At 62.9% G+C, this 14,433-nt stretch carries 10 protein-coding genes and 1 tRNA gene; 5 read left to right on the top strand and 6 right to left on the bottom strand.

The window, feature by feature from the left end; genetic code table 11:
* Nucleotides 1-29 precede the first annotated feature (29 nt).
* The 6 genes from recG to rny form a co-directional block, all read right to left on the bottom strand.
* The gene (gene recG / locus KQI11_RS09160; protein WP_353653960.1) at nucleotides 30-2,072 is read right to left on the bottom strand and encodes an ATP-dependent DNA helicase RecG; all 2,043 of its coding nucleotides are present in this window, start codon (nucleotides 2,070-2,072) and stop codon (nucleotides 30-32) included.
* Between the two features lie 100 nt (nucleotides 2,073-2,172).
* Nucleotides 2,173-3,864, bottom strand: coding sequence for a DAK2 domain-containing protein (locus KQI11_RS09155; RefSeq protein WP_216401901.1), 1,692 nt, complete (start codon nucleotides 3,862-3,864; stop codon nucleotides 2,173-2,175).
* A 14-nt stretch (nucleotides 3,865-3,878) separates the two neighbouring features.
* Nucleotides 3,879-4,232, bottom strand: a complete 354-nt coding sequence (locus tag KQI11_RS09150) for an Asp23/Gls24 family envelope stress response protein (RefSeq protein ID WP_021661337.1) — start codon at nucleotides 4,230-4,232, stop codon at nucleotides 3,879-3,881.
* A gap of 323 nt (nucleotides 4,233-4,555) precedes the next feature.
* Nucleotides 4,556-4,816, bottom strand: coding sequence for a stage V sporulation protein S (locus KQI11_RS09145; RefSeq protein ID WP_021661334.1), 261 nt, complete (start codon nucleotides 4,814-4,816; stop codon nucleotides 4,556-4,558).
* 89 nt (nucleotides 4,817-4,905) lie between these two features.
* Nucleotides 4,906-5,661: a TIGR00282 family metallophosphoesterase gene (locus KQI11_RS09140; RefSeq protein WP_216401900.1), complete on the bottom strand. Its 756-nt coding sequence runs from the start codon at nucleotides 5,659-5,661 to the stop codon at nucleotides 4,906-4,908.
* Nucleotides 5,662-5,812: 151 nt separating this feature from the next.
* Nucleotides 5,813-7,369 (bottom strand): ribonuclease Y, encoded by a 1,557-nt coding sequence (rny, locus tag KQI11_RS09135; RefSeq protein WP_216401899.1) that lies wholly within the window; start codon nucleotides 7,367-7,369, stop codon nucleotides 5,813-5,815.
* Between the two features lie 617 nt (nucleotides 7,370-7,986).
* Between rny and thrS the strand changes: the two genes are divergently transcribed.
* The 5 genes from thrS (at nucleotide 7,987) to cas5c (ending at nucleotide 14,429) form a co-directional block, all read left to right on the top strand.
* Nucleotides 7,987-9,894, top strand: a complete 1,908-nt coding sequence (gene thrS, locus KQI11_RS09130) for a threonine--tRNA ligase (RefSeq protein WP_216401898.1) — start codon at nucleotides 7,987-7,989, stop codon at nucleotides 9,892-9,894.
* Between the two features lie 314 nt (nucleotides 9,895-10,208).
* Nucleotides 10,209-10,284, top strand: a tRNA-Lys gene (locus tag KQI11_RS09125).
* 509 nt (nucleotides 10,285-10,793) lie between these two features.
* The gene (locus KQI11_RS09120; protein WP_216401897.1) at nucleotides 10,794-11,069 is read left to right on the top strand and encodes a hypothetical protein; all 276 of its coding nucleotides are present in this window, start codon (nucleotides 10,794-10,796) and stop codon (nucleotides 11,067-11,069) included.
* Between the two features lie 155 nt (nucleotides 11,070-11,224).
* Nucleotides 11,225-13,681 carry a CRISPR-associated helicase Cas3' gene (gene cas3 / locus KQI11_RS09115; protein ID WP_216401896.1) on the top strand — a complete coding sequence of 819 codons (2,457 nt, stop codon included), beginning with the start codon at nucleotides 11,225-11,227 and terminating at the stop codon, nucleotides 13,679-13,681.
* Nucleotides 13,682-13,709: 28 nt separating this feature from the next.
* Nucleotides 13,710-14,429 (top strand): type I-C CRISPR-associated protein Cas5c, encoded by a 720-nt coding sequence (gene cas5c / locus KQI11_RS09110; protein WP_216401895.1) that lies wholly within the window; start codon nucleotides 13,710-13,712, stop codon nucleotides 14,427-14,429.
* Nucleotides 14,430-14,433 lie beyond the last annotated feature (4 nt).

Here is a 14,433-nt window from a genome sequence, read left to right as displayed (position 1 = left end):
CTTCCTTTCTGGTGGGGCCGCGGCGGCGGTCAGTTGAATCCGTTTTCGGAGATGGAGGAGAAGAGCCGCCCCACCGCCTGGCGCAGCAGGGGCCAGCGGCGGAGGGTGGCGTCCTCTTCCAACAGTTGGCGGGCCACGGCCGAGGTCTCGGCCAGGGTGGTGCGGTCGGTGAGCAGGTCGGCGATCTTGAGCTGGGGCAGGCCGTGCTGGGCGGCCCCGAAAAAGTCGCCAGGGCCCCGCATCTCTAGATCCAGGTTGGCCAGGGCGAAGCCGTCGGAGCTCTCGCACATGGCCTGCAGCCGCTTGCGGGCCCCCTCCCCCCCGCTCTTGGAGAGGAGGATGCAGTAGCTCTGGCAGTCCGAGCGCCCCACCCGGCCCCGCAGCTGGTGCAGGGCCGAGAGGCCGAACCGGTCGGCGTTGTGGATCATCATCAGGTTGGCGTTGGGCACGTCCACCCCCACCTCCACCACCGTGGTGGAGCAGAGGGCGTCCAGCTCCCCGGCCGAGAAGGCGGCCATCACCGCCTCCTTCTCCCGGGCCTTCATCTTCCCGTGCAGCAGGCCGATGCGGCGGTGGGGGAGGTAGGCGGCCATCTGGTCGCGCACCGCGCTCACGCTCTCCAGTTCGCTCTCCCCCTCCTCGATGAGGGGGCAGACCACGTAGACCTGATGGCCGGCGGCGATCTGCTTCTCGGCGAAGTTCAGGGCCCGCTGGTAGCGGCCGTAGCCCACGGCAAAGGTCTCGATCTCCCGCCGCCCGGCGGGCTTTTCGTCCAGCACCGAGATGTCCAGGTCGCCGTAGATGATCAGCGCCAGGGTGCGGGGGATTGGGGTGGCGCTCATCACCAGCACGTGGGGGGCGCGGCCCTTGTCCCCCAGGGCGCCCCGCTGGTTGACCCCAAAGCGGTGCTGCTCGTCGGTGATGACCAGCCCCAGCTCGGCAAAGGAGACCGCCTCCCCCAGCAGGGCGTGGGTGCCCACCACCAAGTCGGTGCTGCCGTCTTGCAGCCCGGCCAGCACCGCCCGCTTCTCGGCGGCCTTCATCGACCCGGTGAGGAGGGCGACGGTCAGCCCCAGGGGGCGAAGCAGCCCCTCCAGGGTGCGGTGGTGCTGGGCGGCGAGGATCTCGGTGGGGGCCATCAGAGCGCTCTGCACCCCGGCCTGGGCGGCCCGGTAGACGGCGGCGGCGGCCACCACCGTCTTGCCCGAGCCCACGTCCCCCTGCAGCAGCCGGTTCATGGGCACCGCCCCCGCCATGTCCCCCCCGATCTCGCCGATGCAGCGCAGCTGCGCCCCGGTGAGGGAGTAGGGGAGGGCCTGCAAAAAGGGCCCCAGGTCGGCGGCGGGGATCTGCAAGTCGGTGTGCTCCCGCCCCTTTTTTTTGAGGCTGCCCAGCCCCAACTGCAACACCAGCAGCTCCTCGAAAATCAGCCGGCGGCGGGCGGTCTGGGCTGCCTGGGCGGTCTCGGGGCGGTGGATGTTCTTCACCGCATACCCCGCCCGGCAGAGCTGGTATTCGGCCTGCACCGGGGCGGGTAGGGGGTCGGGGATCTCCTCCCCGTAGGCCGCGAGGGCGTTTTCCACCGCCGTGGCCACCGCCTTGGAGGTCAGCCCCTTGGTCAGGGGGTAGACCGGCAGCAGATCCCGCCGCTCCCCCTCGGGCAAAAAGAGGGGGGAGTTGACCTCCCGCTGGGTCAGGGTGCCGCCGAATTTGCCGTAGAAGAGGTAGTCCTGCCCCTCCTTGAGGGACTCGTAGGGGAAGCGGTTTTGCCAGAAGACGACGGCAAAGTCCTGGGTGAAGTCGGTGGCCAGCAGCTTGTAGAGGGTCTTGCCTCCGCCCAGCCGGGCGGGGGGGAGTTTGCGCACCACCCGCCCCAGCACCGCGCAGGGGGCGTCAAAGGGCGCTTGTGAGAGGGGGAGCGTCTGCTGCAGGTCGATGTAGGCCCGGGGGTAAAACTGCAGCAGGGCGCCCACCGAGTCGATGCCCAGCTTGGAAAACAGCTCGGCCCGCTTCGGCCCCACCCCTTTGACGTACTGTATGTCGATAGAAAACAGGTCCCGCTGTCCGTCCACGGCGCTTCCTCCTCTCGCGGGAAAATAAAAGGGCGGCAGGGGCGGCGGCCGGCTGCAACCGGCTGCGCCGCCACTGCCGCGCCAAGGGCCGAACAGCTCTCTATTCGGCGGAAATGATGTAGTAATAGACCGGCTGGCCGCCGTAGACCACCGCCATCTCCACCCCTTCGGGGAGGCGGGCGCGCACGGCGTTTTCGATCTGCTCGCTCTCGGCGGTGGGGACGTCTTGCCCGGTGATGAGGGTGATGAAGGAGGTGTCCTTCTTGATGAGCTGGCGCACCAGCTTGACCACCGCCTTCTGCAGGTCGCTCTCGGTGAAGGAGAGCTTGCCCCCCAACAGGGCCAGCATCTGCCCCTCTTTGATTTTGTGGCCGTCGTATTCGGAGTTGCGGGCGGCATAGGTGATCTGCCCGGTGCCCACGTGGTCGATGGCCTTGGTCATGTTCACCGAGTTCTCCCGCACCGAGGCGGAGGGGTCAAAACTCAGCATGGCCGAGAGCCCCTGGGGGATGGTGCGGGTCTGCAGCACCACCACCCGGCGGTCGGCCAGGGCCAGGGTCTGCTCGGCGGACATGATGATGTTTTTGTTGTTGGGCAGCACGAAGACCGTTTTGGCCGGCACCGAGTGGATGGCCTTGAGGATGTCCTCGGTGGAGGGGTTCATGGTCTGCCCCCCGCTGACCACCGCGTTGACCCCCAGGTCCAAAAAGAGGGTCTTGATGCCGCTGCCGGCGGCCACCGCCACAAAGCCGTACTCGCAGTCCGGATCCACCGGCTGGTAGTCAAAGCGCTCCTCGTCCTCGTCGGAGACAAAGGTGGGGGGGATTTCCTCCTCGGGATTGGCCCCCTCGGCCAGCCGGGCCTTGTACTGCTCGAGCATGTTCTCGATTTTCAGGTTGGTCAGGTAGCCCCACTTGACCGCCTCGCTCAAAGCGGCGCCCGGGTCCCCGGTGTGCACGTGCACCTTGATGATGTCCTCGTCGTCCACAAAGACCACGCTGTTGCCCATGGCCTCCAAAAAGGCCCGCAGCTTCAGGGGGTCCTGCCGGTCCTCGCCCCGGTTGATGATGAACTCGGTGCAGTAGAGCTCGGTCATGGACATGTCGAACTCGCCGGCCACCTCTTTGGTGCCGGCGGCCTTCTTGGCCTTTTCGGCGGGGCGGTTTTCGCCCTCCACCACCGGGCCGCCCTGCAGCACCTGCAGCATCCCCTGGAAGATGACCAGCAGCCCGCGGCCGCCGGCGTCCACCACCCCAGCCTTTTTCAGCACCGGCAGCAGTTCGGGGGTCTCGGCCAGGGTCTCCTCGGCCACCTGGCAGACCAGCGCCCACAGATCGGCGGCGCTCTCGGCGTGGGGGGCGTACTCCACCGCCCGCTCGGCCGACACCCGGGCCACCGTGAGGATGGTGCCCTCGGTGGGCTTCATCACCGCCTTGTAGGCCCCGGCCACCCCCTCTTGCAGGGCGCGGGCCAGATCGGCGGGGGAGGCGGTCTCCAGCCCCTTGAGGCCCTTGGAAAAGCCGCGGAAGATCAGGGACAGAATGACCCCCGAATTGCCCCGCGCCCCCCGCAGCAGGGCCGAGGCGGCGGTCTTGGCGGCCTCGGCCACGGTGCAGCTGTCCGGCAGCACGGCCAGCTCTTTGGCCCCGTTGCCGATGGTCATGGACATGTTGGTGCCGGTGTCCCCGTCGGGCACCGGGAAGACGTTTAACTCATCCACCGCCAACCGCTGGTTTTGAATGTTGTTGGCGCCGGAGATGATGCTGTCGCGCAGCAGTTGTCCTGTTATCATCCAAATACTCCCCTTTATTCGGCCGCCATGTCGTCAACAAAGACGTTGATCTTTGCCACCTGCAGACCCACGGCCTGGGAGACGGCGTACCGGACTTTGTTCATGATGCTTTTCACAATGGCGGAAACGTTGATTCCGTAGAGGACCTTGATGTGAATGTCCACGACCAGCTTGTCGCCGATCGCCTTGATCTTGACCCCCTGCGCGGGAGTGGAGCGGCCGGACACCCGGCGCAACATCCCCTGCATCGGGGTCGAGGCGGAGATCCCCACCACGCCGTAGCAGCTGGAGACCACGTTGCCAATGAGACCGGCAAAGTATTCGGTGGTGATCGTTGTCGTGCCCAGGTGGTTTTCTAATTTCAACAAACCAAGTCACTCCCTTTTCCATTCGTCTGGCGGGGCGGGGGAGCGCTGCCCCCGCGTCCGCCTGAAAGCAATCAAAACAGGCACCTCTCGCCCGGCGCCCAGCGGGGCCGGGGGAGAAATGCGGAAAAATGGTACCTCTATTATAGAGAATAAACGCCGTTTTGTAAACTGGGGGGCGGCCGGGGTGTCCACCCCCCTTTCAGTTTATGCCAAAATGGGGCCCCTTATCGCCCGGGGCGGCACAAAAAGACAGCCAGCGCCCGCGAGCGGCGCTGGCTGACAGCGGGGCGTCGGACTGCCCCACCCGACTTGGAGTCCCCGATTCAGCGGGGCTCTACAATGAGCTTGATACCGGTCTTTTCCTCCCCGTCAATGGCGATGGTGGTAAAGGCGGGAATGCAGATCAGGTTGACCCCCGACGGCGCCATATAGCCCCGGGCAACGGCCACCGCCTTGAGGGCCTGGTTGATCGCGCCGGCGCCCACCGCCTGGAGTTCAGCCGCGCCGCTTTCTTTGACCACTGCTGCGATTGCGCCCGCCACAGAGTTGGGCGCGGACTTGGACGACACCTTTAACACTTCCATGTAACACCCTCCTTACAAGGTGAACTCCTGATAAAGAGAGTGTAACACATTGACTATATTTTTACAATAGCAAAGGAAATATACGGTTGTTATACACAAAAAGAGGCGATATTTTTCGCTCTTTTGCCCTCCAGCTCCAGGGCGACCCCGCAGAGGGTGCAGGGGCCGGAGGCGATCTCGAACCGGTTTGGCAGGTGGGTGAGGAACCGCTCCAGAATGATTTCCTTTTTCACCCCCAGCACCGAGTCGGCGGGCCCGGTCATCCCCGCGTCGGTGATGTAGGCGGTGCCGCCGGGCAGGATCTGGGCGTCGGCGGTCTGCACGTGGGTGTGGGTGCCCAGCACGGCGGCCACCCGCCCGTCCAGGTAAAACCCCATGGCCCGCTTCTCGCTGGTGGCCTCGGCGTGAAAGTCCACCACCACCGTCTCGCAGGGCGGGTCTTTGAGAAATTCGTCCATCGTCTCAAAGGGGCTGGGGAGGCCGTCCATAAAGACCGTCCCCATCAGGGAGACCACGCAGACCTGCCCGCGGATGCTGTCAAAGAGGTACCAGCCGCAGCCCGGCGCCCGGGTGTAGTTGAGGGGGCGCACCACGTGGGGCATCTCCTCGAGGAGGGAGAGGGCCTCCCTCTTTTTAAAGAGGTGGTTGCCGGTGGTGATCACGTCGACCCCGGCCTGCAGGAGCATCTGGGCGCTGTCGTAGCCAAGGCCGTTCCCCTCGGCCGAGTTCTCCCCGTTGCAGATGCACAGCTGCGCCCCGTACTGCCGCCGCAGGTCGGGCAGCACCCGCTGCAGGTGGCGGCAGCCCGCCGGCCCCACCACGTCCCCGATGAAGAGGATGTTCACATCTCCTCGCTCCCTTCTCAAAAGCCCGCCGCCCCCATCTCCGGGCGGCCGATCCTGTCTGGTATTATAGCACAAAAGCGGCGAAAAAAGCGCCCCGCGCCGGAGAAATCCCGGCGCGGGGCGCTCTGTGTACAGAGAAATGGGCGCGGCCTTATTTGGCGAAGTCGATGGCCCGGCTCTCGCGGATGATGTGCACCTTGATTTGGCCGGGGTAGTCCAGGTCGGACTCGATCTTCTTGACGATGTCGTGGGCCAGCACGGTCATCTCGTCGTCCTTGATGACCTCCGGCTTGACCATGATCCGCACCTCGCGGCCGGCCTGGATGGCAAAGGACTTCTCGACCCCGTCGAAGGAGTTGGTCAGCTCTTCCAGCCGCTGCAGCCGCTTGATGTAGTTCTCCACGTTCTCCCGGCGGGCGCCCGGGCGGGCGGCGCTGATGGCGTCGGCCGCCTTGACGATGCAGGCGAGAACGGTCTGGGCCTCCACGTCGCCGTGGTGGGCCTCGATGGCGTGAACGATCTGGGGGTTTTCCCGGTAGCGCTTGGCCACGTCCACCCCGATCTTGATGTGGGAGCCCTCGACCTCGTGGTCCAGGGCCTTGCCGATGTCGTGCAGCAGCCCGGCCCGCTTGGCCATGTCCACGTCCACTCCCAGTTCACCGGCCAGAAGGCCCGAGAGCTGGGCGACCTCCATCGAGTGGTTGAGGACGTTTTGGCCGTAGCTGGTGCGGTAGCGCAGCCGGCCCAGCAGCTTGACCAGGTCGGGGTTGATGCTGTGGATACCCAGTTCCATCACGGCGCGGTGCCCCTCCTGCTTGATGGTGTTCTCCACCTCGTTTTTGGCCTTGTTCACCATCTCCTCGATGCGGGAGGGGTGGATCCGCCCGTCCTGGATCAGCCGCTCCAGGGCCACCCGCGCCACCTCCCGGCGCACCGGGTCAAAGCTCGAGAGGGTGATGGCCTCGGGGGTGTCGTCAATGATCAGGTCGACCCCGGTCAGGGTCTCCAGCGCGCGGATGTTGCGGCCCTCGCGGCCGATGATCCGCCCCTTCATCTCGTCGTTGGGCAGGGGCACCACCGAGACGGTGGCCTCCGAGGCGTGGTCGGCGGCGCAGCGGGCGATGGAGAGGCCCAGCAGGTTGCGGGTCATCTCGTCCTGCTCCTCTTTCAGGCGGGCCTCGTAGGCGCTGATCTTCAGGGCCTTCTCGTGGGTCAGTTCCTCGTCCAGCTTTTCCAGCAGCTGGGCCTTGGCCTGCTCGGCGGTCAGGCCGGAAATCTTCTCCAGGGTCTCAAACTGGCTGGCCTTGATGGCCTCGGCCTCGGCCAGGCGGTCCTCGGCGTCCTTGAGCTTCTTTTCCAGCCGGTCGCTCTTCTGCTCCACCCCGGCGATCTTTTTGTCCAGGGACTCCTCTTTTTGAATGACCCGCTTCTCCTGGCGGGAGATGTCCGCCCGGCGGTCTTTCAGCTCCCGGTCGGTTTCGGTTTTCAGTTTGAGGATTTCGTCTTTGGCTTCCAGCAGGCTCTCTTTCTTGCGGGCCTGCGCCTCTTTCACGGCGTCATTTACAATTCTGGTCGCTTCGGTCTCGGCTGCGCCGATTTTGGATTCGGCCACTTTCTTGCGATAGGCAAAGCCGCCGGCAAAGGCGACGACTGCCAAAATCACCGCTGAAACGGCGATGATTGCAATGGTTACAGGCGTAAATGGCATGGAGAAAATCCCTCCTTTTCTTTGAATTTTTTGCTTTTCAGCATGTATTTTTTAGCAGTTAGAACAAAAAGGACACTGTTCTTATTTTATATTAGGAACAAGTTGCTGTCAAGGCGCAAAGACGGGCGCAGGGGGCGGAAGTCCCGCCCAATAGGCGTGCTTTTTTCGCCGAAAAACGGCCTGCCAGGCGGGCAGATGGCGATTGACAGGGGGGAGAAGCTGTGCTAGTATGAAAACAGAAAAAGCGTAGATGAGGACATGCGCGCCCGTCTTCCCCCAAAAGAGAGCGCCGCCGCCGGCTGAAAGCGGCGCGGGGTGGGGGCGGGGTCGCGTACCACCTCGGAGTGCAGCCAATCCCTGCCGGCCCAGGGCCGTTATCCCCTGGCACGAGTGGCGCCCCTTGCCGGGCGCAATTTGGGTGGAACCGTGGAGTTTGCGAGAGTGTGACTTCACCCCTTGGAAGATGCGAGGGGTGAAGTTTTTTTATTGCGCCGCGGCCGACGGGCCGGGCGCAGGGCGCGGCCTTCCCGCCGCCAGCCCCTCTGGGCCCCGCCGCGCAGACGCGGCAACTTGTGCACACAGCGCCTTTTTGGGCGCACAGTGAGGAGGAGACAACAATGATTGATGTCAAACTGAAAGACGGCTCGTCTCTGCAGGTGGAGCAGGGCTCTACCGTGGCGGAGGTGGCCAAGCAGATCTCCATGGGCCTTTACCGCAATGCGGTGGGCGGCCTGGTGGACGGCGAGGTGGCCGACCTGCGCCAGCCGCTGGAGAAGGACTGTTCCCTGGAGATCTTGACCTTTGAAGACGCGGCGGGCAAGCGGGTTTTCTGGCACACCGCCTCCCACGTCCTGGCCCAGGCGGTGCAGCACCTCTTCCCCGGGGTGAAATTCGCCATCGGCCCGGCCATCGACGGCGGCTTCTACTACGATTTCGACGTGGAGAAGCCCTTCACTACCGAGGACCTGGAGAAAATCGAGGTCGAGATGAAGAAGATCGCCAAAGAGGCCCTGCCCCTGGAGCGCTTCGAGCTGGACCCCGCCGAGGCCAAGGAACTGATGGCCGACCAGCCCTATAAGCTGGAGCTGATCGAGGAGCACGCCGGCAAGGGGGAGAAGATCTCCTTCTTTAAACAGGGGGACTTCACCGACCTCTGCGCCGGGCCCCACCTGCTGGACACCTCCAAGGTCAAAGCCGTCAAGCTCACCAGCGCCACCGGCGCCTACTGGCGGGGCGATTCGGACAAGGCCATGCTCTGCCGCGTCTACGGCACCGCCTTCCCCAAGGCCAGCTTGCTGGAAGAGCACCTGGCCATGCTGGAAGAGGCCAAAAAGCGGGACCACCGCAAACTGGGCAAGGAGCTGGAGCTCTTCACCCTGCTGGACGAGGGCCCGGGCTTCCCCTTCTTCCTGCCCAAGGGGATGGTGCTCAAAAACACCCTCATCGACTACTGGCGGGAGATCCACCACAAGGCCGGCTACCAGGAGATCAGCACCCCCATCATCCTCAGCCGCACCCTGTGGGAGCGCAGCGGCCACTGGGGCCACTACAAGGACAACATGTACACCACCGTCATCGACGAGCAGGACTTCGCCATCAAGCCGATGAACTGCCCCGGCGGGATGCTGGTCTACAAGACCCAGCCCCACTCCTACCGCGACCTGCCCATGCGGGTGGGCGAGCTGGGTCTGGTGCACCGGCACGAGCTCTCCGGCGCCCTTCACGGGCTGATGCGGGTGCGCTGCTTCACCCAGGACGACGCCCACATCTTCATGACCTCCGAGCAGATCAAGGACGAGATCAAAGGGGTCATCCGCCTCATCGACGAGGTGTACAGCCTCTTCGGCTTCCCCTATAAGATCGAGCTCTCCACCATGCCCGAGGACCACATGGGCAGCGACGAGGACTGGGAGCGCGCCACCAACGGCCTGAAGGAGGCCATGGAGGAGCTGGGCCGGGAGTACACCATCAACGAGGGCGACGGCGCCTTCTACGGGCCCAAGCTGGACTTCCACCTGGTGGACGCCATCGGCCGCACCTGGCAGTGCGGCACCATTCAGCTGGACATGCAGATGCCCGAGCGCTTTGAGCTGGAGTACACCGGCGAGGACGGCCAGAAGCACCGCCCCGTGATGATCCACCGGGTGGTCTTTGGCAGCATCGAGCGGTTCATCGGCATCCTCATCGAGCACTTTGCCGGCGCCTTCCCCACCTGGCTGGCCCCGGTGCAGGTGAAGATCGTCCCCATCAGCGAGAAGTTCCACGACTACGCCCAGCAGTTGCAGCAGCAGCTGGACAGCCAGGGCATCCGGGTCGAGGGGGACTACCGCGCCGAGAAGATGGGCTACAAGATCCGCGAGGCCCAGTTGCAGAAGATTCCCTACATGCTGGTGGTGGGCGAGAAGGAGCAGTCCGAGGGCAACGTCTCGGTCCGCTCCCGCAGCGAGGGCGACCTGGGCGCCATGTCGGTGGAGGCCTTTACCGACATGGTGAGGGCGAAGATCGCCACCAAAGAGCGCGACTGACCGAACCTGCCCTGTATAAAATATAAGAAAACGCCTGCACGGCGATGGGAGAGCGGCGGCCACCTGTGGCCGCCGCTCGCTTTTTGCGCCCCGAGGGCCCGGCAAAAAATCGGTATATTTTTTGCGCGGCGGGGCAGGATAGTGGGGAGCGCGGCCGGCGGGGGGAGAGATGACTCCCTCAAAGCGGCGCAGAGGGCGCGCGGGGCCGACCAGCCGCCCCGCAGATTTCCGGAAATTTGGCAAAAAAGTGTTGACTTTGCAGGGGGCAGGTGCTATTATAAATAAGCGCTTTACGGGCGCATTTTTCAGAATATGAACCACTAGCTCAGTTGGCAGAGCATTTGACTTTTAATCAAAGGGTCCGGGGTTCGAATCCCCGGTGGTTCACCAGAACTCCCCTGTTCTTACAGGGGAGTTTTTTTGTTGGAAAATAGAAAAGGTTGGAGAGCAAATCGCCTCCAACCTTTTCTATTTCTGTGGTTTGTGGGCGCATACAAGAACGCCATTGTAGCTATTTCAATCCGCATATCGAAGAGATATGACAATGAAATTATAAGCATTGGGTTACTAAAAAGCAAGCTACGCAAAAATAAATGTTTTAATTTATTTTAGATAAAATGGAAGTTCTTTCTATGTGACCTAAATAAAGCATTGACAATCTGTCTGCTTAGAGGTATCTTAATTTTTAGGAAATAATTTCCTCCAGACAGAGCAATAGCCTGCAGTATTGCGCACTGCAGGCTACCTCCAAACAACTTGGCACCATTTAAAATAAGGTAGACCAAAATGTTGCTAACACAGTTTACCGTACGAAATACGGCGATGTCAAGGAACCCGGGGGAGAAAGGGGGACAGGCAATTTCTGTCTTCAAACAAAATATAGAAAGGAGATATTGTCTATGTATGCAGACAAGCTGCATATGAACCCGGGGCGTGAGAATTCTCATCGGCCCCAAGACATCGAATCCCTCCACATCGTCGGCAGCGGTTGGGACGGCTACTACCCGGTGGAGTACGTCTGCAATTTTTTGCTGCGGCAGCCGGAGTCCATTCAGTTAGATTTCTACCCCTTTGAGGACCTGCAGCCCGCCATCGAGCCCTACGGCAGGCGGTATGTGGTCTCCTCCCCCGACCCACAGGTAGGGGACACACTCTTTTACCTGGCAAAATCATAGGCAGAAATGGCTCGGGTATCTCCGGGCCATTTCTTTCCCCCAAAATTGTCGGATTTCGTCGAATATTCAAATGTCAAAAGATGTCGCAAATTGGTTGATTTGTCCAATCAAAAAGCGTATCATTTAAACAAATATAGTAAAAAGGTGGTGGCGCGGTGTATATTGCCCACAAAACTGGGGACGAGAGGGAGCAACCCCTCAAAGCGCACCTTTTCGCGGTGGCCGAGAGCTGCTGCACGGTGGGCCTCGGCGTCGGCCTCCCCACCACCTTCCACCTGGTGGGTTTGCTCCACGACATGGGGAAGTACAGCCGGGAATTTCAGGACTATATCCGCAAAGCCCTCCCCGCCCTGCGGGGCACCGTCAACCACAGCGCCGCCGGCGGCAGGTGGGTGGAGCAATGCAACCCCATGACCGGGGTGGACGGGCTGCTGTCTGAATTGATGGTGGCCGCCATCTGCGGCCACCACAGCGGTCTCCCCGACTGCCTGGATTTAAATGGGGATTTGCCGCTGCGCAACCGCCTCACCCCCCGCAAGCCCCCGGACTGGGACGAAGTGTTTGCCCGCTTTTTCTCCGACTGCCTGGAAAAGGGCGAGTGGGACCGCCTCTTTGCACAGGCCAGGGGGGAGTGGCAGCTGCACAAAAAAGTGCTGGTGGACATCGCCAAAAAGGCGGGCGCTTCGGCCAACGCGCTCTACGCCTTTTTGTTCGGGATGACACAGCGCTTTCTGGAGAGCGCCCTTGTCGATGCCGACCGCTACGACGCCTATCTCTTTGAAGCGGGCCTACCCCCCTCCCCGGAAGTGGATGTTGCCCCCCTGTGGGAGCAGATGGCCGACAACCTGGAAAAGCAGATGCGGGATTTTGCCCAGATGCCCGACAGAAATGCCATCGAGATTGCGCGGGGGGAGATTGCGGACGCCTGTCTGGCCTCTGCCCAGCGGGTCCCGGGCATCTATCGGCTCTATGTCCCCACCGGCGGGGGGAAGACCCTCAGCTCGGTGCGCTACGCTCTGGCCTGCGCCCGCCGCTGGAAGATGCGGCGGATATTCTACATCGCCCCCTACAAGTCCATCCTCACCCAAAACGCCGGCGTGCTGGGCAAAACACTGAAGGCGGGAGACGCCCTGCTGGAACACCACGGCGATGCGGTGGTGCCGGAGGGCAAAGAGGGGGGTGAGGACGACGGCCGCGCGCGCCACCAACTCCTCACCGAGCGCTGGAACGCGCCGATGATCCTCACCTCGGCCGTCCAGTTCCTCAACACCCTCTTCAGCGGGAAATCCGCCTCGGTCCGCCGGTTTCACCAGCTGGCCGGTTCGGTCATCCTCCTCGACGAGGTGCAGTCCATCCCCATCAAATGCCTCCATCTCCTCAACGGCGCCCTGGATTATCTGGCGGGGGTCTGCGGCTGTTCGGTGGTCCTCTGCACCGCCACCCAGCCCAATCTGGACGACCGGGAGATCCCCCTTCTCCTCGGCCCCAACACCCAGATGGTGGAGGGGGTGGAGGAGATTTTCGAGAAATTCCGCCGGGTCGACGTCATCGACGAAACCCGACAGGAACACACCGCCGACACCTTTGCCCAGCGGCTGGAGCAGCAGCTGGAAGAGGCCGACAGCATCTTGGCGGTGGTCAACACCAAGGCGGCGGCGCAGGCGCTCTACGAGGCGCTGTGCCGGCGGCGCGAGGAGGGGGAGGGGCGGAGCGACTACCTGTTGAGCAACTGGCTCTGTTCCCAACACCGACAGGACAAGCTGGATGTGCTGTGCGAGCAGTTGTCGGCAAATGAAGAGCCTGGTCTCCACCAAAAAATCATCTGCGTCAGCACCCAGCTCATCGAGGCGGGGGTGGACATCTCCTTTGACTGCGTCTTTCGCTCTCTGGCGGGCCTTGACAGCATTGCCCAGGCGGCGGGCCGCTGCAACCGCCACGGCAAGGGCGGGCGTGGCAAGGTCTTTATCGTCAAATACGGGGCGGAGAGACTGGGCCCCCTGCCGGACATCCGGCGCGCACAGGAGGCCTGTATCCCGATCCTCGAGCAGGTGGCGAGAAAGATCGCCAGGGGAGAGGCGGACGGGGGGACCTACCTGGCGCCCGCCACCATCCACGCCTACTATCGGGAGTACTATACCCGGCAGGGCGGGCAGCTCAACTACCCGGTCTCCGCCAAAAAGAGCGACTGTCTCCTCGATGTGGAACTCTTTGATCTGCTCTCCGCCAACCGGGCAGGGGAGGAAGTTTGGAAGGACAGGCGCGAGGGCGAGGGCATCACCGTCCCCGCCCACCACGCCTACCATACAGCGGGCCGCCTCTTTGAGGCCATCGAGGACCGGGGCGGTATCGACGTGCTGGTGCCCTATGGCAAGGGAAAGGAACTGATCGACTGGTTTGCAAACTGTCCCGATATCCGGCAGTTGCCCGCCAAGTTGAGGGAAGCCCAGCGCTACCTGGTGCACATCTCCGACTACGAAAAGAACCTGTTGACGGAGAAACAGGCCCTGGAGTACCGGCCCGAGGCCGGCGTCTGGACGCTGGATGAGCGCTTTTACGACAGCGAGTTGGGCCTGCAAAAAGAGCCCGGCGAGCTCTCTTTACTGAATTTTTAAACAAAACTACACAGAAAGGCGGGAGAGAATGGAACGGGAGAACCGAATCGATTTTCTGGTCTACGGGCGGAATGCCCTCTTCAGTGACCCGGTGACCCGGGTGGGCGGCGAAAAGTGCAGCTACCAGGTCCCCACCTACCAGGCCCTCAAGGGGATCGCGGAATCCATATACTGGAAGCCAACGTTTACTTGGGTCGTCGACCGGGTGCGGGTCCTCAACCCCATCCGCACCCAGTCCAAGGGGGTGCGCCCCATCAAGTACCAGAGCGATGAAAACGAACTGTCCATCTACACCTATCTCACCGATGTGGCCTACCAGGTGCAGGTCCACTTTGAGTGGAACGAGCACCGCCCTGAACTGGCCTGCGACAGAAACGAGAACAAGCACTACGCCATCGCCAAGCGGATGGTGGAGCGGGGCGGCCGGCGGGACATCTTCCTGGGCGCGCGGGAGTGCCAGGGCTATGTCGAGCCCTGCACCTTCGGCGAGGGGCCGGGCGCCTATGACGACTGTCCGGAACTGGCCTTTGGGGTGATGTTTCACGGCTTCAACTACCCGGACGAGACGGGCCGCACCCAGATGGAGACCCGCCTCTGGCTGCCCAAGATGGAGCGGGGGGTCATCGCCTTCTGCCGGCCGGAGGAGTGCACCCTGGTTCACCCGGTGGGGGAGCGCTCAGTCAAAGCCTTTGTTCCGGGGGAAAACCTCTCCCTCAGCGATTGCCTGGCAGAGGAGGTGGGCCTGTGAGCTG

The sequence above is a fragment of the Acetanaerobacterium sp. MSJ-12 genome (assembly GCF_018917875.1).
Lineage (GTDB): Bacteria > Bacillota > Clostridia > Oscillospirales > Ruminococcaceae > Bittarella > Bittarella massiliensis.
Note: the sequence above shows the minus strand (reverse complement) of the source record. Positions and strands in the feature narration are given on the sequence as shown.

Bases quoted from the DNA above. Each gene is read 5' to 3' on its own strand.
- KQI11_RS09145 (WP_021661334.1), bottom strand. From the start codon at position 4,816: ATGGAAGTGTTAAAGGTGTCGTCCAAGTCCGCGCCCAACTCTGTGGCG.
- KQI11_RS09155 (WP_216401901.1), bottom strand. From the start codon at position 3,864: ATGATAACAGGACAACTGCTGCGCGACAGCATCATCTCCGGCGCCAAC.
- cas5c (WP_216401895.1), top strand. From the start codon at position 13,710: ATGGAACGGGAGAACCGAATCGATTTTCTGGTCTACGGGCGGAATGCC.
- thrS (WP_216401898.1), top strand. From the start codon at position 7,987: ATGATTGATGTCAAACTGAAAGACGGCTCGTCTCTGCAGGTGGAGCAG.
- rny (WP_216401899.1), bottom strand. From the start codon at position 7,369: ATGCCATTTACGCCTGTAACCATTGCAATCATCGCCGTTTCAGCGGTG.
- KQI11_RS09120 (WP_216401897.1), top strand. From the start codon at position 10,794: ATGTATGCAGACAAGCTGCATATGAACCCGGGGCGTGAGAATTCTCAT.